This is a genomic window from Rhizobium sp. BK060 (assembly GCF_014193145.1).
Classification (GTDB): domain Bacteria; phylum Pseudomonadota; class Alphaproteobacteria; order Rhizobiales; family Rhizobiaceae; genus Rhizobium.
Genome location: NZ_JACHYW010000028.1, coordinates 60,863 through 81,815 on the forward strand (window position 1 = coordinate 60,863; position 20,953 = coordinate 81,815).

At 60.2% G+C, this 20,953-nt stretch carries 21 protein-coding genes; 14 read left to right on the forward strand and 7 right to left on the reverse strand.

Annotation, left to right across the window (positions count from 1 at the left end):
• Positions 1-30 precede the first annotated feature (30 nt).
• Positions 31-390, reverse strand: a complete 360-nt coding sequence (locus tag FHT71_RS25175) for an antibiotic biosynthesis monooxygenase (RefSeq protein ID WP_132591605.1) — start codon at positions 388-390, stop codon at positions 31-33.
• 127 nt (positions 391-517) lie between these two features.
• On the opposite strand from FHT71_RS25175, the gene FHT71_RS25180 reads away from it, so the two are divergent.
• A complete protein-coding gene (locus FHT71_RS25180; protein WP_183722514.1) occupies positions 518-1,393 on the forward strand; it encodes a LysR family transcriptional regulator in 876 nt (291 codons plus the stop codon).
• Here FHT71_RS25180 and FHT71_RS25185 read toward each other — a convergent pair.
• From FHT71_RS25185 to FHT71_RS25195, 3 genes are all read right to left on the reverse strand, one after another.
• Positions 1,386-2,309 carry an ROK family protein gene (locus tag FHT71_RS25185; protein WP_132591609.1) on the reverse strand — a complete coding sequence of 308 codons (924 nt, stop codon included), beginning with the start codon at positions 2,307-2,309 and terminating at the stop codon, positions 1,386-1,388. The genes FHT71_RS25180 and FHT71_RS25185 overlap by 8 nt on opposite strands.
• A 73-nt stretch (positions 2,310-2,382) precedes the next feature.
• Positions 2,383-3,717 (reverse strand): ATP-binding protein, encoded by a 1,335-nt coding sequence (locus FHT71_RS25190; protein ID WP_132591611.1) that lies wholly within the window; start codon positions 3,715-3,717, stop codon positions 2,383-2,385.
• A gap of 2 nt (positions 3,718-3,719) precedes the next feature.
• Positions 3,720-4,373, reverse strand: coding sequence for a response regulator (locus FHT71_RS25195; RefSeq protein ID WP_132591613.1), 654 nt, complete (start codon positions 4,371-4,373; stop codon positions 3,720-3,722).
• A gap of 224 nt (positions 4,374-4,597) precedes the next feature.
• Between FHT71_RS25195 and FHT71_RS25200 the strand changes: the two genes are divergently transcribed.
• From FHT71_RS25200 to FHT71_RS25235, 8 genes are all read left to right on the forward strand, one after another.
• Positions 4,598-5,551, forward strand: a complete 954-nt coding sequence (locus FHT71_RS25200) for a sugar-binding transcriptional regulator (protein WP_132591615.1) — start codon at positions 4,598-4,600, stop codon at positions 5,549-5,551.
• Between the two features lie 145 nt (positions 5,552-5,696).
• Positions 5,697-7,007, forward strand: coding sequence for a sugar ABC transporter substrate-binding protein (locus tag FHT71_RS25205; protein WP_132591617.1), 1,311 nt, complete (start codon positions 5,697-5,699; stop codon positions 7,005-7,007).
• Positions 7,008-7,143: 136 nt separating this feature from the next.
• Positions 7,144-8,016, forward strand: coding sequence for a sugar ABC transporter permease (locus FHT71_RS25210; RefSeq protein WP_007793952.1), 873 nt, complete (start codon positions 7,144-7,146; stop codon positions 8,014-8,016).
• Between the two features lies 1 nt (position 8,017).
• Positions 8,018-8,848, forward strand: a complete 831-nt coding sequence (locus tag FHT71_RS25215; RefSeq protein ID WP_007793948.1) for a carbohydrate ABC transporter permease — start codon at positions 8,018-8,020, stop codon at positions 8,846-8,848.
• 18 nt (positions 8,849-8,866) lie between these two features.
• Positions 8,867-9,865 (forward strand): ABC transporter ATP-binding protein, encoded by a 999-nt coding sequence (locus FHT71_RS25220; RefSeq protein ID WP_007793946.1) that lies wholly within the window; start codon positions 8,867-8,869, stop codon positions 9,863-9,865.
• A 107-nt stretch (positions 9,866-9,972) separates the two neighbouring features.
• The gene (locus tag FHT71_RS25225; RefSeq protein ID WP_132591619.1) at positions 9,973-11,454 is read left to right on the forward strand and encodes a mannitol dehydrogenase family protein; all 1,482 of its coding nucleotides are present in this window, start codon (positions 9,973-9,975) and stop codon (positions 11,452-11,454) included.
• An 83-nt stretch (positions 11,455-11,537) separates the two neighbouring features.
• Positions 11,538-12,227, forward strand: coding sequence for an HAD family hydrolase (locus FHT71_RS25230; RefSeq protein ID WP_183722517.1), 690 nt, complete (start codon positions 11,538-11,540; stop codon positions 12,225-12,227).
• Positions 12,227-13,810, forward strand: coding sequence for an FGGY-family carbohydrate kinase (locus tag FHT71_RS25235; protein ID WP_132591623.1), 1,584 nt, complete (start codon positions 12,227-12,229; stop codon positions 13,808-13,810). Before FHT71_RS25230 ends, FHT71_RS25235 begins: the two co-directional genes overlap by 1 nt.
• Positions 13,811-13,851: 41 nt before the next feature.
• On the opposite strand, the gene FHT71_RS25240 is transcribed toward FHT71_RS25235, so the two are convergent.
• Entirely contained in the window at positions 13,852-14,706 is an 855-nt protein-coding gene (locus FHT71_RS25240; protein WP_007793933.1) for a MurR/RpiR family transcriptional regulator, read from the reverse strand.
• Between the two features lie 229 nt (positions 14,707-14,935).
• Between FHT71_RS25240 and FHT71_RS25245 the strand changes: the two genes are divergently transcribed.
• Positions 14,936-15,649, forward strand: a complete 714-nt coding sequence (locus FHT71_RS25245) for a sulfate transporter family protein (protein ID WP_007793929.1) — start codon at positions 14,936-14,938, stop codon at positions 15,647-15,649.
• Positions 15,650-15,686: 37 nt separating this feature from the next.
• On the opposite strand, the gene nth is transcribed toward FHT71_RS25245, so the two are convergent.
• Positions 15,687-16,469 (reverse strand): endonuclease III, encoded by a 783-nt coding sequence (gene nth, locus FHT71_RS25250; RefSeq protein ID WP_132591625.1) that lies wholly within the window; start codon positions 16,467-16,469, stop codon positions 15,687-15,689.
• Between the two features lie 22 nt (positions 16,470-16,491).
• On the opposite strand from nth, the gene FHT71_RS25255 reads away from it, so the two are divergent.
• From FHT71_RS25255 to FHT71_RS25265, 3 genes are all read left to right on the forward strand, one after another.
• Positions 16,492-16,989 carry a DUF2244 domain-containing protein gene (locus FHT71_RS25255; RefSeq protein WP_132591645.1) on the forward strand — a complete coding sequence of 166 codons (498 nt, stop codon included), beginning with the start codon at positions 16,492-16,494 and terminating at the stop codon, positions 16,987-16,989.
• Between the two features lie 69 nt (positions 16,990-17,058).
• Complete coding sequence (locus FHT71_RS25260; protein ID WP_132591627.1) at positions 17,059-17,931, forward strand: bifunctional helix-turn-helix domain-containing protein/methylated-DNA--[protein]-cysteine S-methyltransferase; 873 nt, start codon at positions 17,059-17,061, stop codon at positions 17,929-17,931.
• A 115-nt stretch (positions 17,932-18,046) separates the two neighbouring features.
• On the forward strand, positions 18,047-18,526 hold the full coding sequence (locus tag FHT71_RS25265; RefSeq protein WP_132591629.1) for a hypothetical protein: 480 nt from the start codon (positions 18,047-18,049) through the stop codon (positions 18,524-18,526).
• A gap of 24 nt (positions 18,527-18,550) precedes the next feature.
• Here FHT71_RS25265 and FHT71_RS25270 read toward each other — a convergent pair whose 3' ends face one another.
• On the reverse strand, positions 18,551-19,534 hold the full coding sequence (locus tag FHT71_RS25270; RefSeq protein WP_007793912.1) for a sugar-binding transcriptional regulator: 984 nt from the start codon (positions 19,532-19,534) through the stop codon (positions 18,551-18,553).
• A gap of 298 nt (positions 19,535-19,832) precedes the next feature.
• On the opposite strand from FHT71_RS25270, the gene tal reads away from it, so the two are divergent.
• A complete protein-coding gene (gene tal, locus FHT71_RS25275; protein WP_183722520.1) occupies positions 19,833-20,798 on the forward strand; it encodes a transaldolase in 966 nt (321 codons plus the stop codon).
• The last annotated feature ends 155 nt before the right edge of the window (positions 20,799-20,953 follow it).

A 20,953-nucleotide genomic window follows, 5' to 3' on the forward strand; every position in this document is an offset into this window, starting at 1 on the left:
GCGAAAGCCGCGCCTTTCTCCCTTTAGAGATCAGCCTTCTGCGTTCGCGCGCTTTGGCAGCACGAGATCATCCACCGTGTAGGCGTGGAATTCACTCGTCGAGACGCTGTCGAGCATGCGGAATTTCTCAAGAAAAACCGGATCGGCGAAAAACTCGCCGACATTGCCTTCATCCTGGATCGCTTCGATGTTGACGACGGTCTCGCCGTCCGTGCTTTTCGAAAGGTTGCTCCAAAGGAAGCCTTCCTTGCGTTCCGCGACATAGTGAACGACGTCCTGGATGATCCGGAAAGCCTCTTCCTGTTTTCCCGGATGGGCGTGAATGACGTTGACGATGAAGGTCGTGGGCGCCGGCGCGATATTGAAGCCGGCGGCGTATTCTTTGGACATGCTAGTCTCCGTGGTTGCAAAGCCGAGTTTTCGGCCGACGGGAGCGTGATAGCCTTGTAGCGATTGCGGAAAAATGGGACGACATTCCGATAAGATCGGACTGTTTTGTCCGCAATGGGAGGAATGCTTGGATAACTTTGGTGCGCTCGGAATATTCGTACAGGCCGCCGAACTCCGCAGTTTCGCCAGAACAGGACAGCAATTCGGTATCTCGTCCTCAGCAGTCGGCAAGGCGATTGCGCGGCTCGAGGATCGGCTGGGAGTGCGGCTCTTTCATCGCAGCACGCGCAGCATCACCCTGACGCCCGAAGGGGCGATGTTTCTCGAGCGCTGCCGGCGGATCGCCTGCGAGATCGAAGCGGCAGAGCTTGAGCTGGCGAGGACTAAGGCGGTGCCGCGTGGAAAGCTTCGTGTCAGTCTACCGCTGGCAGGCATGTTGTTCATGCCGACGATTACCACGTTCATGCGGTCCTATCCCGAGATCGAGCTGGATCTGGATTTTACCGATCGCCTTGTCGATGTGATCGATGAGGGGTTCGATGCCGTAGTTAGAACGGGCGAGATCAGCGATTCGCGTCTGATGACGCGCACGCTCGGCAAGTTCTCTCACCGCATTGTGGGCTCGAGCGCATACCTCGGCCGCATGAGCGTGCCGACGACATTGCAGGACTTGCGGCGTCACTTTTGCCTCCATCACAAATACCCCTCGAGCGCCAAGCTGGAGCGGTGGCCATTCCGGAGCGATGATGCGGTGGATCTGCCCATATCCTCTATCGCGAGCACCCTGGAGCCCTTGATCTATATGGCCGAGAGCGGGATCGGGCTTGCCTGCCTGCCACTCTTTGCTGTGCGCGACCAACTCCGTTCGGGCCGGCTTATCTCCGTGATGGAAGAAGAGCTGGCAGACGTCGGCGCTTTTCGCATCCTATGGCCTGCCAATCGCTACCCGACCCCGAAGATACAGGTCTTCGTCGACTACATGGCGCGGCATCTTTTCAGCTAGCCGCGAGAGCGGCTTCCGCTTTCAAGCCGAGCAGCGCAGCGCCGATCAGGCCGGGTTCGACGCGGCATTCGCTACGGACCACCAGCGGGCGATCGAATTTGCGCAGGATGCGCTGCCGGACGGCCCTGTCCAGCTCCGCAAGCAGCGGTTCGACGTTGGAAAGCCCGCCGCCGACGGGAACGATGGTCGCGCCCGTGATGTTGATGGTCAGCGCAAGCGGTGAGGCGACGAGATCGACGAAGACGTCGATGGTGCGCGCTGCCTTGGCCTCGCCTTTCAACCAGTCATCGATAATTTCCTGGCTGGAGAGATCGACGTCATGCAGCGTCTTGTACAATCGCTCGAGACCACGTGCGCCGCCGACCGTATCGACACACCTCGTCTGGCCGCAGCCGCAGGGATAGGCCGGGATCGCGACCGGCGGATTGCCGGCGTGAGACGCAAGCGCCGGTCCATGACCCCATTCGCCGGCAAAGCCGCCGGCGGCATTGATCAGACGACCGTCCGCGACGACGCCGCCGCCGACGCCTGTTCCGAGAATGGCACCGAGGACGATGCGGTGACCGCGTCCGGCGCCGAGATCGGCTTCCGCCATGGCGAAGCAGTCGGCATCATTTGCAATCAGTACTGGCAGGCCAAGTTCGGCTTCGAGGTCGGCGGCGAGATTGCGGCCGTGGATACAGGGAATATTGGCGCAGGTGAGCCGCTGCGTATCCGGATCGACCACGCCGGCGATCGAGAAGGCAAGGCGCGTCGGCTGCTCGCCGGTTTCCGCGATGATGGCGCGCAGCGTACCGACGAAGGCAGAAAAGTCGTCCTTGGGGGTTGGGCGACGGCCGAGCGGCGTGATGTTGGTTTCGGAGTGCGCCACACCGCCCTTGACGGCGGAGCCGCCGATATCGAAAGAGATGATCATTCGGGTTCTGCTGCTTTGGATGGCCTCTGCGTCTGCTCGCACCCTTCCGCGGGTTTTGCAAGCCAAATCCGGGCTAGGCCGGAAGCGTCATTTTCGCCTCGAAGCCGGTTTTCGCGCCGGTCGCCGGCGACAACAATTCCAGCGTCCCGCCCATTTGGGACACGATGCGGTCGGCAATCGCTAGTCCGAGCCCGGAACCGGACGCTGTCGTTTTGCCGCGGCTGAAACGCTTTTTCAGGCCCGCCATCTCGGTCTCGCGAACCGGCGGTCCGCCGTTGACGACGCGGATGACGCCGCCGCTTTCGAGGCTGACATTGACCGGCAGGTCCGGATCGCCGTGCAGCAACGCATTCTCGATCAAGTTCCGGGTGACAATGCCGAAGGCGTCCATGTCGGCGTTGCGGATGAGCTTTGTGTCCGGCGCGGCGGAATATCGAAGCCTACCATTCGTGCGGCTGTCGCGTTGAAAGTCGGTGACGACCATGTCCAGGACCGGACGCAGGTCGACCGCACTTGAGCTCCCACCGATGCCGGCTTCCGCGCGTGACAACTGCAAGAGCTTTTCTGCCAAACGGCCGAGATTGACCAGCGAAGCCTCGACCTGTTGGACGCGATCTCGCGTTGCACTAGGCGGCAATTCCTCGGCAAGGCGCTGAGTCTGTGCAAGCGCGCCGGCGATCGGCGTTCTCAGTTCGTGCGCGCTGTTGGCGGTGAATTCGCGCTCCGCCTCGAGAGCCGCACGCAGGCGCCCGAGGAGCAGGTTGACCGATCGCGCAATCGGCCGCAGTTCGACCGGCAGGTTCCGATCGTCGACCTCGGCCATGTTGCCACTGTCCTTCGTCCCGATATCTCGCCGAAGCGTCTCGATCGGTCGCAGCGCGCGCCCGACGATGAACCAGATTGCGAAAATGCTGGCCGGAATGAGCGCCACCAACGGGATCAGCAGTGTCACGGTGCTTTCGCGCACTGCCTCGCGCCTGTTCTTGAACCGGTCAGCCACTTGCAGGAACAGAGAGCCGTCGGCTGTCATCTCGGTATAGATTCGGGCTGTCGGCGTGTCGTAAAAGCCGGTGCGAAGCGGTGCATCGAAGGGCTCGACCGGGGCGTCATTCGAGCGCAACGCTACCTTGCCGCTGGTGTCGCGCACCTGATAGGTCAGATACTCGCGTCTGGCCGCAACGTCGAACATTGCCATGCTGTGCGGATCGACCTTCGTACTCTGGTTCAGATCGTCGAGGATCAGAGCCAGCAGGCGCTCGGTCGTCTCCTGCTGGGCGCCGTCGAAAATCTCGTCGAATTCATGCTGCATCACGCGAAAGCTGAGGCCGATCGCAGCGAGCCAGAAGACGACCATGACGGTCGTCAGGGCAAGAATGAGTGGGCCGGTGATGCTGCGTTCGCGTTTCATCTTCATCCGAGTGTGTAGCCGATGCCGCGTGCCGTGCGGATCCTGTCCTTGCCGATCTTCTTGCGCAAGCGGCTCACATAGACCTCGACGGTGTTGCTTTCGATCTCCGAGCCGAACGCATAGAGCGCTTCCTCGATTCGGTCCTTCGGAACGATCGCGCCTGGGCGGGCGGTCAAAAGGTCGAGCACCGCCCATTCGCGGCTCGTCAGGATGATCGTTTCGCCGGCCACGGAGAGTTGATGCAGGGGCCGGTTGATCTCGATATCGGAAATGCGGAGCACGGGATGCGGATTGGCGTCATAGCGGCGCGCGACCGCCATGATACGCGCTTCCAACTCGTCCAGATTGAACGGCTTCACGAGATAGTCGTCGGCGCCGGCATTCAGTCCATCGATGCGATCCGAAATCTGGTCGCGCGCGGTCAAGATGATAACGGGCGTCTTCAGGCCTCTTTCGCGAAAGCGGCGAAGAAACTCAACGCCACTGCCATCTGGGAGCTGAAGATCGAGAAGGATCAGCCCGTAGTCGACAGGTCGAGACGCGGCGTCAGCGTCGGCGAGACTTTGTACCCAGTCGACAGCATGATTGGCCGCGACGACGTGATCCCGCACTGCTCCACCAATCATTCTGTCATCTTCAACCAGCAGAATTCGCACAGTTTTTTCCTCGCTGCCAGTTAGCTCGCAGTTCAACCCTCGGTCAAGCAAGGCTTGATCGACAAAGATGACAAGCAGATGGCATCCGGCCCCCGCGCGGCAAGTCAAAATAGGCTGTGCGATTTCTCAATGCACTCGACATTTGCCCGAATTCTGGTTTGATCTGCCGCAATGTGTATCTTCGCGTCGGCTACGGCCGGTCCTTTCAGCATGGTAGAGACTTGATGGTAAGAAAATCCGAGACTTCGGGACGGCTGGATGACGCGGCGCGTGCAGGATGGCTCTACTACGTGGCGGGACGGACGCAGGATGAGATTGCCTCTTCCATGGGGATTTCGCGGCAATCGGCACAGCGTCTGGTGTCACTCGCCGTTGCCGAACGGCTCATCAAGGTGCGGCTCGACCATCCGATCGCCGCTTGCCTCGAACTCGCCAATGCCGTGCGCAAGAAGTTCAACCTGAAGCATGTCGAGGTCGTGCCGAGCGACCCGGGCTCCAGCTCGACGACCGTCGGCATCGCGGAAGCCGCGGCGGCTGAAATCGAACGCTGGCTGAAGCGGACGGATCCGATCGTGCTGGCGGTCGGCACAGGGCGAACGTTGAAAGCCGCGGTCGATCAGCTGCCCGCCATCGAATGTCCCAACCACCGCATCGTGTCGCTGACCGGCAACATCGCGCCTGATGGTTCGGCCGCTTATTACAACGTCATCTTCAGCATGGCCGACGCGGTGAAAGCGCGGCACTTCCCGATGCCGCTGCCGGTCCTGGTGACGTCGGCGGAGGAGAGGGAAACCTTGCACGGTCAGCAGCTCGTCCGCTCGACGCTGGAGATCAGCTCGCAGGCGGACGTGACATTCGTCGGCATCGGCGAGCTTGGCATCGACGGGCCGCTTTGCGTCGACGGCTTTCTCGAGAAGGACGAGATGATGGAGCTGATGCGCAACGGCGCCGTAGGTGAGATCTGCGGCTGGGTGTTCGATGGCGAAGGCAAGCTCCTCGACAACCCGATCAACGAGCGGGTGGCCTCTGCGTCGATACCCTCGCGCGAGTCGTCGACCGTCATTGGAATCGGCAAGGGCAAGCGCAAATTCAAGGCGATCAAGGCGGCTGTAACAGGCCATCAGATCAATGCGCTTATCACCGATGAGGACACTGCCGAGTATCTGCTCAAGTCGTGAGCAAATATTTATTCATTTAAATTCAGGTAGATAACCCCCGCCTTCGCTGCTGCAGCAACGAATGGTGATTGACATTTTTCTCCCATGAGCGAGTAATTGCCCATGAGCAAAGCGAATGCTCGCACCCATCTTCTGGGAGGAAGATATGACATTGAGAACTCTCCTGCTGGGCGCCTGCTCAGCACTGGCGTTTGCCGGCATGGCTTCGGCCGAAACGCTGACAATCGCGACCGTCAACAACGGCGACATGATCCGGATGCAGAAGCTGACGGATGACTTCAAGAAAAAGAACCCCGACATCGATCTCGAGTGGGTTACCCTCGAAGAAAACGTCCTGCGCCAGAAGGTCACGACCGACATCGCGACCAAGGGCGGTCAATACGACGTTCTGACGATCGGCACCTATGAAGTTCCGATCTGGGCAAAGCAGGGCTGGCTGTTGCCGCTCGACAATCTGGGCGCCGAATACGACGCTGACGACCTGCTTCCGGCAATCCGCAGCGGCCTGACCGCCGACGGCAAGCTCTATGCAGCGCCATTCTACGGCGAAAGCTCGATGGTCATGTACCGCAAGGACCTGTTCGAAGCCGCCGGCCTGAAGATGCCGGACGCGCCGACCTGGGACTTCATCGCGGAAGCCGCGAAGAAGATCACCAACAAGGACAAGGAAATCTACGGCATCTGCCTGCGCGGCAAGGCCGGCTGGGGTGAAAACATGGCCTTTCTGACGGCGATGTCGAATTCCTTCGGTGCCCGCTGGTTCGATGAGCAATGGAAGCCGCAGTTCGATCAACCGGAGTGGAAGGACACGCTGAACTTCTACGTCAACCTGATGAAGGAAGCCGGCCCTCCGGGCGCTTCGTCGAACGGCTTCAATGAAAACCTGGCGCTCTTCCAGACCGGCAAGTGCGGCATGTGGATCGACGCGACCGTTGCTGCCTCCTTCGTCAGCAACCCGAAGGAATCCACCGTCGCCGACAAGGTCGGCTTCGCTCTGGCTCCGGACAAGGGCCTCGGCAAGCGCGGCAACTGGCTGTGGGCCTGGAGCCTCGCCATCCCGGCCGGCTCGCAGAAGGTCGAGGCTGCCGAGAAATTCGTCGCCTGGGCGACGAGCAAGGACTACACCAACCTCGTCGCCGAGAAGGAAGGCTGGCTGAACGCACCTCCCGGTACCCGCACGTCGCTCTATGCAAATGCGGATTACCAGAAGGCAGCGCCTTTCGCGAAGACGACAATCGACTCGATCAACGCGGCCGATCCGACCAAGCCGACCGTCAAGCCGGTCCCTTATGTCGGTGTCCAGTTCGTCGCCATCCCTGAGTTCCAGGGCATCGGCACGGCGGTCGGCCAGCAGTTCTCCGCAGCTCTCGCCGGCCAGGTTTCGGTCGACCAGGCCCTGCAGAGCGCACAGCAGTTGACGACCCGCGAAATGACCAAGGCTGGTTACATCAAATAAAATAACCTCCTGAGAAGGCGGGGCCTTTGACCTCCCCGCCCGTCTGGGTCGCCGAATTGCCCAAACTGCATCGGCGGCCCTTTTTTGCTCAGCTGTCCCGCAGCCGTCTGCCTCTTTGAACAGGATCGGTCACGCCATGGCAACGTTACACACCCGCTCCGCAGCGCGAATGATGATCGCACCATCCGTTGTGCTTCTCTTCCTGTGGATGATCGTCCCGCTCGTGATGACGATCTATTTCTCGACGCTGAGTTACAATTTGCTCAGCCCGGGGATGGAAACCTTCGTCGGCTTCCTGAACTACAAATATTTCCTAACCGATCCCGCCTTTTTCTCCGCATTGATCAATACGTTGCTCCTCGTGCTTGGCGTGCTGTTGATCACTGTCATCGGTGGTATCTTGTTTGCGCTGCTGCTCGACCAGGATATTTACGGGCAGGGGATCGTGCGCATTCTGGTGATCGCGCCCTTCTTCGTCATGCCAACGGTTGCGGCGCTTGTGTGGAAAAACATGTTCATGAACCCGGTCAATGGGCTCTTTGCGCATCTTGCCAAGGCACTCGGCCTGCAGCCTTACGACTGGCTGGCGAATGCGCCGTTGTTTTCGATCATCCTGATTGTTGCCTGGCAATGGTTACCCTTCGCGACCCTTATCATGCTGACAGCACTGCAGTCGCTCGATGAAGAGCAGAAGGAAGCCGCCGAGATGGACGGCGCCGGTGCGCTCTCGAAGTTCTTCTACATCATCCTGCCGCACATGGCGCGCGCCATCACGGTGGTTATCCTGATCCAGACGATCTTCCTGCTCTCGGTCTTTGCCGAAATTCTGGTGACCACCAACGGCGGCCCTGGCACGCAGAGCACGAACCTTACCTTCCTCGTTTACGCGCAGGCACTGCTGCAATTCGATATCGGCGGCGCCTCGGCAGGTGGTATCGTCGCGGTTATCCTCGCCAACATCGTTGCGATCTTCCTCGTCCGCCTCGTCGGCAAGAATCTGGAGGCTTGAGATGGCTAGAAAGGTCTCAACTCGACGCAAAGTGGTCATGACCGCAGTCGCCTGGGCGCTCGGCATTCTGATCTTCTTCCCGATCCTCTGGACGTTCTTGACGAGCTTCAAGACGGAAGCGGATGCCATTGCCTCACCGCCGCAGTTCCTGTTCTTCCATTGGACGACCGAGAGTTACGCGGAAGTCCAAAGCCGCTCGAACTATCTTGGTCACTTCATGAACTCGGTGATCATTTCCTTTGGCTCGACGCTGATCGGTCTGATCATCGCTATCCCCGCCGCCTGGGCCATGGCGTTTTCGCCGACCAAGCGGACGAAGGATCTTCTGATGTGGATGCTGTCCACGAAGATGATGCCTCCGGTCGGCGCACTCATCCCGATCTACCTGCTGTTTCGCAACTCGGGCCTGCTCGACAGCCGTTTCGGACTGGTGATCGTGCTGACGCTGATCAACCTGCCGATCATCGTGTGGATGCTCTACACCTACTTCAAGGAGATCCCCGGAGAAATCCTAGAAGCCGCCCGGATGGACGGCGCCTCGCTTCTCAAGGAGATCATCTATGTGCTGACGCCGATGGCGGTGCCGGGCATTGCTTCGACATTGCTCCTCAACATCATCCTGGCTTGGAACGAAGCCTTCTGGACGCTGAACCTGAGCGCCTCGAAAGCAGCGCCGCTGACGGCCTTCATCGCATCCTACTCCAGCCCCGAAGGCCTGTTCTACGCCAAGCTTTCGGCGGCCTCCACCATGGCGATCGCCCCGATCCTGATCCTCGGCTGGTTCTCGCAGAAACAACTCGTCCGCGGCCTGACCTTCGGCGCGGTGAAATAAGACATCAGGGAGAGAAACATGGGAAGCATTACCCTTCAGAAAGTTTCGAAGGTCTTCGGTGAAGCCAAGGTCATCCCTTCGATCGACCTCGAGATCAAGGACGGCGAGTTCGTCGTCTTCGTCGGCCCGTCCGGCTGCGGCAAGTCCACCTTGCTCCGATTGATTGCCGGTCTTGAGGATGTCAGCGGCGGCAACATCGTCATTGACGGCAGGGATGCAACGGAAAAGGCGCCGTCGGAACGCGGGCTCGCGATGGTCTTCCAGTCCTATGCGCTCTATCCGCACATGAGCGTGCGCAACAACATCGCCTTCCCGCTCAAGATGGCCGGCGTCGACAAGGCGGAGATCGACAGGAAAGTCGCCGACGCCGCACGCGTTCTAAACCTGACGGACTATCTCGAGCGCAAGCCGCGCCAGCTTTCGGGTGGTCAGCGCCAGCGCGTCGCGATCGGCCGCGCCATCGTGCGCCAGCCGTCGGCCTTCCTGTTCGACGAGCCACTCTCGAACCTTGATGCCGCGCTTCGCGTCAACATGCGCCTCGAGATCAGCGAGCTGCACCAGCAGCTGAAGACGACGATGATTTACGTCACCCACGACCAGGTCGAAGCCATGACCATGGCCGACAAGATCGTCGTGCTGAACCGCGGCAATATCGAGCAGGTCGGTTCGCCGCTGGAGCTCTATCACAAGCCGCGCAACCTTTTCGTCGCGGGCTTCATCGGCTCGCCGAAGATGAACTTCGTCAAGGGCCAGTATTCCGCCCAGTTCGGCGCGCCCACGATCGGCGTACGACCGGAGCATGTGTTGTTGTCGACCGAAAGCGGCGACTGGAAGGGCAAGGTGATGGTCGCCGAACATCTCGGCGCGGATACCTTCCTGCATGTCGATGTCGAAGGCATTGGCCATGTCACGGCGCGTGGCGGTGGCGACTTCCCGGCAAAGGCCGGCGATGCTGTTTATCTGACGCCCGACAAAACACGGATCCACAAATTCAACGAAGGCGGCCTCGCCATCTGAGCGCATTGTTGCCGGGTTGGGGACGAAAGAGCAACGCCGGACAAGGTGCCCGGCGTGCCGATACCGGGGTCATAGCCGATCCCGAAGACCTTCAAGAGGACTGAAACATGACGTGCAAATTATCGCTGGCAACGCTTTCCGAGGCGGCAAAGACAGCCACCGTACCAACCTACGAGCGGGCGTCGCTGAAGGCGGGCATCGTGCACTTCGGGGTGGGCAATTTCCACCGTGCCCACCAGGCGATCTATCTCGACGACCTTTTCAATCAGGGTCAGGGTCATGATTGGGCGATCATCGGGGCCGGTATTCTCCCCTCCGATGCGGCCATGCGCGAAAAGCTTGCTGCGCAGGACTTCCTGACCACGGTCGTCGAGCAGGACAACAACAAGACGGCCGCACGCATCACCGCGCCGATGATCGATATTCTGCCTGTCGGCGACGCCAAGGCGATCATTGCCACGCTTGCCGATCCCGCAATCCGCATCGTTTCGATGACGATCACCGAAGGCGGCTATTTCATCGATGCATCCGGCAAGTTCAATCCGGGTCACCGGGCGATCGCCGCCGATGGCCAGAACCCCGCCGACCCGAAAACCGTCTTCGGCCTTATTGTCGCCGGGCTCAAGGCGCGCAAGGAGAAGGGTATCGTGCCTTTCACCGTCATGTCCTGTGACAACATTCCGCATAACGGCGTCGTGACCTCGAACGCCGTTGTCGGCACAGCACGGCTTTCAGATCCCGCCTTCGCCGACTGGATCAAGTCGAACGTCGCCTTCCCGAACGCCATGGTGGACCGCATCACGCCGGCAACGGGGCAGCGGGAAATCGATCTTTTGAAGGATGCCTTTGGCATCGAGGACAACTGGCCCGTCTATTGCGAAGAGTTCAAGCAGTGGGTGCTGGAAGACAAGTTCACCGCAGGGCGTCCACCGCTGGAGAAGGTGGGTGTGACGTTCGTGCCGGATGTGACGCCTTACGAGCACATGAAAATCCGGATTCTGAACGGCGGACATGCCGCGATTGCCTATCCGGCAGCGCTGATGGACATCCATTTCGTGCACGATTCGATGGAAGATCCACTGATCCGGGCCTTCCTCGCCAAGCTGGAAAAAGAAGAGATCATTCCGATCGTTCCGCCGGTCCCCAATATTTCGCTGACGGACTACTTCGCGCTGATCGAGCACCGACTGCTCAATCCGAAAATTGCCGATACGATCCCGCGTCTGGCGCAGGACGGGTCGAACCGGCAGCCGAAGTTCATTCTGCCGTCGACGCTCGACAACCTGAACCAGGGCAGGGATGTCGTCGGCCTGGCGCTGGTTTCGGCGCTATGGTGCCGCTACTTCGCGGGAAAGACGGACAGCGGCAAGGACATCGCCTTCAACGACGCGAGCGCCGACCGGCTGCGTGCTGCAGCTTTGAAGGCCAAGAATGATCCGATGGCGTTCCTCGCCTTCGACGACATCTTCGGCGAGGTGTCGAAATCCGAGCTGTTTTGCAAGCGCTTTGCCCACGCATTGAAAACCCTGTGGGAAAAGGGCACGCGTGAAACCCTGCAGCTTTATCTCGACAACAAACTTGCTGTGTAAGGATCTGTGGCGGCATTCCTGTCGCCGCCTCCGCCCCGTCCGGTGGATGGAAACTTCCTGCACCAACTGCGATTGGGTCTGCCATGGCTGAGGCTGAAACACGGCTGGTCATTTTCGATTGCGATGGCGTTCTTGTCGACAGCGAGCCGATCTCGGTGAGTGTCCTCGTCAAGGCGATGAACGATCTTAACGTCCCGATCACCGAGGAAGAGGTCTACGGTCGTTTTCTCGGGCGAAGTCTCGCAACTGTGATCGAGACGATGAAGACTGAATACAAGGTCCATCCGGGCCAGGAGTTTCTCGAGCAGATTCGCACCGATCTCTACGCGCGGTTTCGCAAGGAGTTGAAGCCGATGGATGGGGTTGCCGAAACGATCGATCGGCTCAGCGTTCCCTGTTGTGTCGCCTCTTCCAGCCAGGTCGAGCGCATCCGCTTGTCGCTGACGGTCACCGGTTTGATCGACCGGCTGCCTGATATCTTCAGCGCCACGATGGTCAAGCACGGCAAGCCGGCGCCCGACCTCTTCCTGCATGCGGCGCGGGAAATGAACGTCGATCCTGCGAATTGCGTCGTCGTCGAAGACAGCCCCGCTGGCATCGAAGCGGCGAAGGCTGCAGGCATGAGGGTATTTGCCTTCACGGGCGGTTCGCACGCCAATTTTGCAGGCTATCGCGCTGAACTTGACCGGCTTTCTCCCGAAGCCGTGTTTGACGCGATGCCGGATTTGATCCACCTTGTCCGCAAACATAAGCAGGACGGGATGCACGTTTAATGCCTCAGCATGTGGTTGCGGTCGATATCGGCACGGGCAGTGCGCGCGCCGGCGTCTTCGACGCTCGCGGTGCGTTGCTGGGCAAGGCCGAACACCCGATCATCATGAACAGGCCGCGTGAGAACCACGCCGAACACGATTCCGAAGACATCTGGTCGGCGGTCTGCATTGCTGTGCGCAAGGCGATGGAGCAATCGGGTGCGACACCTGCATCGGTGGGCGCGATCGGCTTCGACGCCACCTGTTCGCTCGTCGTGCGCGATGTCGACGGTGGTCAGATCAGCGTTTCGACAGGTGGCGAACGACGCTTCGACACGATCGTCTGGCTCGACCACCGGGCACTGAAGGAAGCCGATTTCTGCACGGCGACGGAGCATCCGGTGCTGGAGCATTCCGGGCATTTCATGTCGCCGGAAATGGAAATGCCGAAGCTGATGTGGTTGAAGAAGAAGCTGCCTGGCACCTGGATGAACACCGGCTATCTGTTCGACCTCGCCGATTTCATGACCTGGAAGGCGAGCGGCTCGCTTGCGCGGTCACGCTGCACGCTGACGGCCAAGTGGAACTATCTCGCACATCTGGACAAGGGATGGCAGAAGGACTTCCTCGAGCAGGTCGGGCTTGGTGACCTATTGGAACGCGGGCGGCTGCCGGAGGAAACAGTGCCGGTCGGCAAGAGCGTCGGAACGTTGACGCAGGAAGCCGCCTCGGCGCTTGGATTGACGACGGCGTGCCATGTCTCCGCAGGCATGATCGATGCCTATGCCGGGGCGCTGGGCACGCTTGGCGGCGAAGCGCAGGATGTCCACCGGCTGGAACGCCAACTGGCGCTCATTGCCGGCACGTCGAGCTGTATCGTGTCCTTCTCGCGCGAGCGCAAGCCGAGCCACGGCATGTGGGGCCCGTATTACGAAGTTGTCTTTCCGGAATCCTGGCTGGTCGAGGCGGGGCAATCGGCAACGGGCGCGTTGCTCGATCATGTCGTGCGGATGCACGCGGCTGGCGGCGAACCGACTGCGGCGCTGCACCAGAAGATCGTCCTCCGCATTGCGCAGCTTCGCGCCGAGGAGGGGGACGAATTCGGCGCCCGCATCTTCGTCCTGCCCGATTTTCACGGCAACCGCTCGCCGCTTGCCGACCCGCATGCCGTCGGCGGTATCAGCGGCCTGACGCTCGACACCTCATTCGACGGGCTCTGCACGCTCTATTGGCGCACTGCCGTGGCGATCGCGCTGGGGATCCGCCACATCCTCGAGCGGATGAAGGAGTATGGCTATGTGCCAGACACCTTGCATGTCGCGGGCGGCCATGTGAAGAACCCGGTGCTGATGGAGCTCTATTCGGATGCAACCGGCTGCAAGGTCGTGGTGCCGAAGATGAATGAGGCGGTGCTGCTGGGCACGGCGATGGCCGCTTCCGTCGCGTGCGGTCTCTATGGTGATCTTGCGGAAGCAGGGTCGGCCATGTATCCGGGCGGCGAAGAACAGCTGCCGGATGCGGCCAGACAGGCCCTTTACGACCGCGACTATCGCAGATTGCTCGCCATGTACCGCCACCGCGCCGAACTGGAGGCGATGGAGTAGGCGCCTTGATGGTGTAACGGGCCGAGCTCCGCCCGTTACATCTAGCGGTTTCCGCTCTCTCCGAGCACGCTGCCGAATTCGGCCATGCGGCGGGTGCGGGCGCTCGCTTCTTCACCGGCAGCGGCGATGACGGCTTCCGACAGACAGTCGAGCAGGCCCATCAGCGGCGGCAGGTTGTCGTCGTCCTCAGACCGGGCAGGGGGGAGAGCGAGCACGAGATTGGCCTGATCCGGAATCCAGTTGGCGCCTTGTGCGGTAATCAAGATGACCTTGTATCCGTAGCGCCGTGCCGTCCGGGCCAGCAACCGGGCTTTACCGAAGCGGCGGCTGTCGATCACGATCAGCAAGGCGTCCTTGCCGTCCAGCCGTGCGAAAAGCTCGGCGAAACGGCTGCCCGTCCCGTCAAGCGCACGAACGCCATCTCGGGCGTGCGTCAATCGCTGGGCAAAGTGGGATGCAAAGCCGGATAATCGCGCATGCGTGGCGACGAAGATCTCCCGCGCGGCAGCGATCATCGACACGGCTTCGCTCCACTGCGGCTGGCCCGTCAAGTGGTAGATATGGTGCAGCGCCTGAATTTGCTCGGAAACGAGAACGGCCAGCGGCTTGCCGGCGGAGGCGTCGGTCTGCAGTTGTGTGAACGATGCCTGCAACTGCGTGGGCGAAATGGTGTTGGTCTCGCGGATATGGATTTTGACGCTATCGAGTCCCTGATAGCCGAGCGCGCGAAGAAAACGGCCCACCGTCATGGGACTCAAGTCCAGCCGGTCGGCAACGGAAGCCGCGGTTTCAAAGGGGAGGTCGTTCAGATGTTCAGAAAAATATTTCGCGATTCGTCGTTCGGCCGGGGTGCCGGACTTGGCATATTGGCGGAGTTTCTGGACAAAATCTTCCACGTCAGCCGTCCTGATCTTCCCGGAAGCATTTCTCGGATATGCAGGGCAACCCTTGTCGTTTGCAACTATTCCGGAAGCTGCGTCTCAGGATCAAACAATCTTAGTTGATAAATTACTATATATTAACATAGGTTTCCCGACAAGTTTTGGGTCAATTGGTGGGGTTTATTTCAGCCTTGCCGTTCAAAGTTCCGATTCCTACATGGTTGTTGCAACCGGAGACCTCAGAATGATCTTTCAGGCCGCTCGCCTATCCGTCATCAATCTTTTTGCGGCGGAAACACGCTCAGTCTTCTGGAAGGTGCTAGGGCTCACTCTTCTGGTGCTTGCCGGGCTCTGGCTGGCGCTGCGTAGTGCTTTTATATCGTTTGTCTTCCCGTGGATTGCCAACTTTTTTCCTGCCATGCCGGATTGGGCGGGGTGGCTCGGCTTCGTGTTTGCGATCGCCGCCGGCATCGGACTTGCGCTTGGGTTGGCGCTGTTGCTGTCACCGGTGACGGCGCTGATTGCCGGTCTGTTTCTCGACGATGTGGCGGAGGTGGTAGAAAAGCGGGACTATCCCTCGGATCCGCCCGGCACAGCGATGCCGCTCGGCCCGGCGCTCGCAAGCTCCGTCAAGTTTCTCGGTGTCGTCATCCTTGGCAATGTCGTCGCGCTCTTCCTGCTCTTCGTGCCGGGCATCAATCTGATCGCCTTCTTCCTGGTCAACGGCTACCTGCTCGGCCGCGAATTCTTCGAGTTTGCCGCGATGCGGTTCCGTTCGCCGCAGCAGGCAAGAGCGTTCCGCGCCAAGCATGCGGCGACAGTCTTCCTCGCGGGGCTTGTCATTGCCGCCTTCCTTGCCATCCCGATCGTCAATTTGCTGACGCCGCTCTTCGCCGCAGGATTGATGGTGCATCTACACAAGCTGATTTCCCGTGAGGATCCGGGACTTCGCAGCTAAGGGCAGGTGGAGCATGCCGAAGTCTGCGCCTCCAGGCTTACCAGATGGCCTCTCCAATCACTTGGCGCGGTAGTTCGACCAACGGCGCCGGCACGTCGCAGGTCTTCTCGGGCGACTTGCAGATGTCGGCAATGACGCAGCGCTCGCATTCCGGCTTGCGCGCCTTGCAGGTGTAGCGACCATGCAGGATCAGCCAGTGGTGGGCATGATAGAGGTAGTGCCTCGGCACCACCTTCATCAGCCGTTCTTCGACCTCGTCGGGCGTTTTGCCCGATGCCAGTTTGATGCGGTTGGCGATACGGAAAATATGCGTATCCACCGCCATCGTCGCCTGGCCGAAGGCCATGGATAACACGACGTTGGCGGTCTTGCGGCCGACACCGGGCAGCGTCACCAGCTCGTCGCGTGTCTGCGGCACGACGCTACCGAACTTGTCGACCAGCATCCGCGAGAGAGCGATGACGTTCTTTGCCTTGTTTCGATAGAGGCCGATCGTCTTGATGTAGTCGCGTACCCGCTCCTCACCAAGCGCCAGCATTTTCTCGGGCGTGTCGGCGATCTTGAAGAGTGCCCGCGTAGCCTTGTTGACGCCTGCGTCCGTCGCCTGGGCGGAAAGGGCGACGGCGACGACAAGCGTGAACGGGTTCGTGTGCTCCAGTTCGCCCTTTGGCTCCGGGCGTTGGATGGAGAAGCGGCGGAATATCTCCTCGCGCTCGGCTTCGGAATAGACGGAGCGGGCTGTTGCCGGCTTCTTCCCGCGAACGATCACTTTTGAGTTGTGCGGCGATGTGGCAGCGGATTTGAGTTTCGGAGTTGACATGGAAAATCTATACTTGGCAGCCATGATGGAAGGCAACGCCGATCAAGCCAACGAAGAACCTGTTTTTGCCGCCGAGCTTTTTCCGTACCGGTCGCTCGGCCGCAAGGGTTTCAAGGTGTTGCTGCTTCTGACCGGCGCGGTGTGCTCGATGTACGGCATGTTCTTCGTGGCAACAGGTGCCTGGCCGATCGGCCTCTTCTTCGGGCTGGATTTTCTGCTGCTCTACGGCGCCTTCTGGCTGAATTACCGTTCCGGCCGGGTGCGGGAGGAGGTGACGGTGTCGCGTAGCGATATTTCGGTGCGCAAGTTCGCGCCCTCCGGTCGGATGGTCGAGCACCACTTCAATCCATTCTGGACCCGCTTCTTCGTCCGCCGGCATCAGGAAATCGGCATCCTTTCCATGTATATCTCAGGCGAGGGAAGGGGCACGGATATCGGTTCCTTCCTCAATCCGGATGACCGCGAGAGCTTCGCCCTGGCCTTCAAACGGGCGCTTGCCACCGTCAAACAGCGGATCTGACCGGCCCGCAAGAATCGGGTGGCTTGTGATCGCTCCCTTGACTATCTCCTTGGTACAAGGAGAAAGATCATGAACATGGTAGCCAAGCTGAACAACGACATCACGCCCGATGGCTCTGATTACGAAACCGTGCGCCAGGTGATCGAACTCATCACCGAGGACTATCGCGATCAGCCGTCTCTCGAAACGATCGCGGCACGGCTCGGCCAATCGCCGACGCAGTTGCAGAAGACATTCACGCGGTGGGCGGGTCTGTCTCCGAAGGCATTCCTGCAGGCCGTCACGCTCGATCACGCAAAGCGGCTTCTCCGCGAGGAAGCGATGCCATTGCTGGAGACCTCGATCGAGGTCGGGCTCTCCGGCCCCAGCCGCTTGCACGATCTTTTCGTGACGCATGAGGCGATGTCGCCGGGCGAATGGAAGGCCAAGGGCGGCGGGCTGACAATCCGCTACGGCTTCCATCCTTCGCCATTCGGCGTTGCACTCGTGATGGCTACCGACCGCGGCCTCGCGGGGCTTGCCTTCAGCAATCACGGCGACGAGGCGGCTTGTCTTGACGATATGACATGCCGCTGGCCGAATGCGACCTATGTCCGGGATACCGAAGCGACAGCGCCCTATGCCGAGCGGATATTCGAGCCAGGCCGCTGGACGTCGGACCAACCGCTGCGCGTCGTGCTGATCGGCACTGATTTCCAGGTGCAGGTATGGGAAAGCTTGTTGAAGATCCCCTTCGGCAAGGCCGTGACCTACAGTGATATCGCCAACGATATCGGGCGGCCAAAAGCGATGCGCGCCGTCGGCGCTGCGGTCGGGGCGAATCCGATTTCGTTCGTTGTCCCCTGCCATCGGGCGGTCGGCAAGGGTGGCGCCCTGACCGGCTATCACTGGGGTCTTACCCGCAAGCGTGCGATCCTGGGCTGGGAAGCGGCGCACGCGTGATCACGGCGACGCATCTATCCAATCTGTGGATACGCTTCCTCCCTCGAGAGCCCTGCCATCAAAAACTCAGGAATCGCCGGTTTGATTCCGTGGCTGGGACTCGAGGAGGCGGAAAATGAACCCTGGAGAAAAGCCATGCAAGGTCATCGGCATTGCCGTTGGCCTGCTCGCGATGTCGTTGGTCCCAGCCTGGGCCAGCTGCAAATCGGCGATGAGTAGCCCGCAATGGCCGGATGTCGCGCGAGCGATATCGACCGCGCAGTTGTGTGAGCAACTTCCCGTAGGACCCAATCGAACCAGCAGTTTCAAGGTTGTGTCCGCAGATGTCTGTTCGACGGGAGACAGTCTCGCATCCATCAAGGCAACAGCGCTTTTGACCTGCGAGACCGGCGATGACGCGCTCTTTCAGATGGAGCCGGTGGAGGGCAAGGTTGTGGCCACTGTCTCCCTCGATGTGGGGGCATGCAGGATCACGGACACCCACATCGAAATCGATGGTGAGATCGGAAGCCTGTTATCGAGATTGCCGGATACCCAGGATTTCGGGCGTAACTGGGCACAATCGCAATTGACGCGCCTGTGCCAGCTGCGGTGACGATAACCGCGTGTCGGCAAGCCGTTAGGCAGTCTCCGCCAGTTCGAGCAGAGCCTTGGCGGCGCTTTCGTCGGTGATCAGTGTGTTGCAGCCGATCCGCTTGATGGTGGCCCGGATGGCCACGGCCCGATGCGCGCCGCCCGATGACAGCACGATATGTTTGGCCTTCTTCAAGGTATCAAGGTCCACTGACATGACGCGACTGTTGATCGAGTGATCGACCGTGTTGCCGTCCTTGTCGAGGAAGTTGAACATGGTGTCGCAGACGCAGCCGGCGTCGATCAACTGTTCCAGTTCGGCTTTCGAGATCCATCCCTCCGACAGAGAGGTTGAGTGCGGGCCGATATCGCCGCAGCTGACGATCGCAAGATCCAGTGCTTCCGCCAGCCGATAGATCGTGTCCAGCCCGCATTTCTCGACAAGGTTTCGTTTCGTCTCGGTCGAATCCACCAGAAGCGGAGCGAGGAACATGTAGCACTCCGCGCCGAGCTGGCTTGCGAGCCGCCAGGTGTAGTCGATCGGGTTCGTCTGGTGGACGGCGACGACGCCGCCAAGCAGAGAGACGACCTTGCAATTGTCGCGCCGAGGCGGCCGGAAACTGGAGAGCGAGGCGGTCATGGTGCGGCCCCAGCCGACGCCGATCGTGTAATCGTCGGGAATGGCTTCGGAGAGAAACTGTCCAAGCGCAAGCCCGACGCTTTTGGCAAGCGAGTTGGCGTCGGGGTGTGCGGGTGCGGGGACGACGATCGCCTCGTCAAGGCCATAGGCGCGCTCGAGCTTGACCGACAGTTCGACACAGTCGCCGATCGAGTCGTTGATCCAGATCTGCACTTCGCTCCGCTTCATGGCCTCGTCGAGCAGGCGAATAACAGTCGTGCGGCTGATGCCGAGCTGTTCTGCGACATCCTTCTGCGTCAAGCCCTGATTGTAATAGAGCCAGGCAGCACGCAGCCTGAGAGAGGATGCCTCAGAATAAGCCGTGTGCGTACCGCGTTTGAGCTTGACCACATCTCCTCCGGAGCGAATTGCGCCCTAGATCTACCATCAAGCCAGGACAGGTTCGTTGTTCCACCCGATAATGACGGGTGTGACACTTATGTCAATTGAAATGCACAAATGTCCTTGACATATCTAGTCAGGAATAGCGATAGTCGCCGCGAAGAAGGCGCCCCGGGCGTGCGAGGAGGTGCGATCGACCGTCCCTCAGGTTTGTAGGTCGTTTGAGTAAGACGATCGCCTGTTCGTAGATGATTTCGCCGGTCCAATACGCGCCGGCTCATAGCTCAAGTCAAAAGGACCAGTGACCATGACATCCAAGCTTGACCAACTCCGCGAGATTACCACGGTCGTTGCCGATACCGGTGACATCGAGGCTGTTGCCCGTCTGAAGCCGGTCGATTGCACCACGAACCCAAGCATCGTGCTGAAGGCACTCGGCACGCCGCTGTTCGCAGACACGGTAAAGGAAGCCGTAGCCTGGGGTAAAAAGCAGGGCGGCAATCCAGAGGCCGTTTCCGCGGCCGTTGCCGATCGTCTGGCGATTTCCGTCGGCGCCGCCCTTGTGAAGCTCGTTCCGGGCCGTGTGTCGACCGAAGTCGATGCTGACCTCTCTTTCGATACCGAAGCGTCGCTTGCCAAAGCACGTTCCATCATCGCTGCCTACAAGGAACGCGGCATCGAGCGCGACCGCATTCTCATCAAACTGGCTTCGACCTGGGAAGGCATTCGTGCAGCGGAAATCCTGCAGAAGGAAGGCATCGACTGCAACCTGACGCTGCTCTTCTCGAAGGCCCAGGCGGTTGCTTGCGCCGACGCCAACGTGTTTCTGATCTCACCCTTCGTCGGCCGCATTCTCGACTGGTACAAGAAGTCGACAGGCAAGGAATTCACGCCTGAGGAAGATCCGGGTGTCCTCTCCGTCCGCGACATCTACAACTATTACAAGGCCAACGACATCAAGACGATCGTCATGGGCGCGTCGTTCCGCAGCGCTGGTGAAATCGAGGCGCTGGCCGGTTGCGATCGCCTGACGATCGCGCCGAACCTGCTCGACGAACTCTCCAACGACCAAGGCAAACTCGAGCGCAAGCTCTCGCTCGATGTGACGAAGCCTGTGCCGAAGATTACGATCGATGAAAAGACCTTCCGCTGGATGATGAACGAAGACGCGATGGCGACCGAAAAGCTCGCCGAAGGCATTCGCGCTTTCGCCAAGGACCTCGGCACGCTGCGCGGTATGGTCCAGAAGGAACTGCAGCTCGCGGCCGCTTGAGGCTTTCGAGTATTGGATTGAGAAAAGGGCGGCGCCATCGGCACCGCCCTTTTTCGTTGGTGCGCCAGGCATGGCGCGTGGTGGGAGGGCACCGTTTGACCTGGATGGTATCCGGTCGATGACTTGGAGGTGCAAGTCCTCTGCGGGCCCTGGTG

Excerpts from the sequence above, each read along its gene's own strand:
- FHT71_RS25175 (WP_132591605.1), bottom strand. The coding sequence starts at position 390 with ATGTCCAAAGAATACGCCGCCGGCTTCAATATCGCGCCGGCGCCCACG.
- FHT71_RS25185 (WP_132591609.1), bottom strand. The coding sequence starts at position 2,309 with ATGATCATCTCTTTCGATATCGGCGGCTCCGCCGTCAAGGGCGGTGTG.
- FHT71_RS25190 (WP_132591611.1), bottom strand. The coding sequence starts at position 3,717 with ATGAAACGCGAACGCAGCATCACCGGCCCACTCATTCTTGCCCTGACG.
- FHT71_RS25200 (WP_132591615.1), top strand. The coding sequence starts at position 4,598 with ATGGTAAGAAAATCCGAGACTTCGGGACGGCTGGATGACGCGGCGCGT.
- FHT71_RS25205 (WP_132591617.1), top strand. The coding sequence starts at position 5,697 with ATGACATTGAGAACTCTCCTGCTGGGCGCCTGCTCAGCACTGGCGTTT.
- FHT71_RS25210 (WP_007793952.1), top strand. The coding sequence starts at position 7,144 with ATGGCAACGTTACACACCCGCTCCGCAGCGCGAATGATGATCGCACCA.
- FHT71_RS25215 (WP_007793948.1), top strand. The coding sequence starts at position 8,018 with ATGGCTAGAAAGGTCTCAACTCGACGCAAAGTGGTCATGACCGCAGTC.
- FHT71_RS25220 (WP_007793946.1), top strand. The coding sequence starts at position 8,867 with ATGGGAAGCATTACCCTTCAGAAAGTTTCGAAGGTCTTCGGTGAAGCC.
- FHT71_RS25225 (WP_132591619.1), top strand. The coding sequence starts at position 9,973 with ATGACGTGCAAATTATCGCTGGCAACGCTTTCCGAGGCGGCAAAGACA.
- FHT71_RS25230 (WP_183722517.1), top strand. The coding sequence starts at position 11,538 with ATGGCTGAGGCTGAAACACGGCTGGTCATTTTCGATTGCGATGGCGTT.
- FHT71_RS25235 (WP_132591623.1), top strand. The coding sequence starts at position 12,227 with ATGCCTCAGCATGTGGTTGCGGTCGATATCGGCACGGGCAGTGCGCGC.
- FHT71_RS25245 (WP_007793929.1), top strand. The coding sequence starts at position 14,936 with ATGATCTTTCAGGCCGCTCGCCTATCCGTCATCAATCTTTTTGCGGCG.
- nth (WP_132591625.1), bottom strand. The coding sequence starts at position 16,469 with ATGTCAACTCCGAAACTCAAATCCGCTGCCACATCGCCGCACAACTCA.
- FHT71_RS25255 (WP_132591645.1), top strand. The coding sequence starts at position 16,492 with ATGATGGAAGGCAACGCCGATCAAGCCAACGAAGAACCTGTTTTTGCC.
- FHT71_RS25260 (WP_132591627.1), top strand. The coding sequence starts at position 17,059 with ATGAACATGGTAGCCAAGCTGAACAACGACATCACGCCCGATGGCTCT.
- FHT71_RS25265 (WP_132591629.1), top strand. The coding sequence starts at position 18,047 with ATGAACCCTGGAGAAAAGCCATGCAAGGTCATCGGCATTGCCGTTGGC.
- tal (WP_183722520.1), top strand. The coding sequence starts at position 19,833 with ATGACATCCAAGCTTGACCAACTCCGCGAGATTACCACGGTCGTTGCC.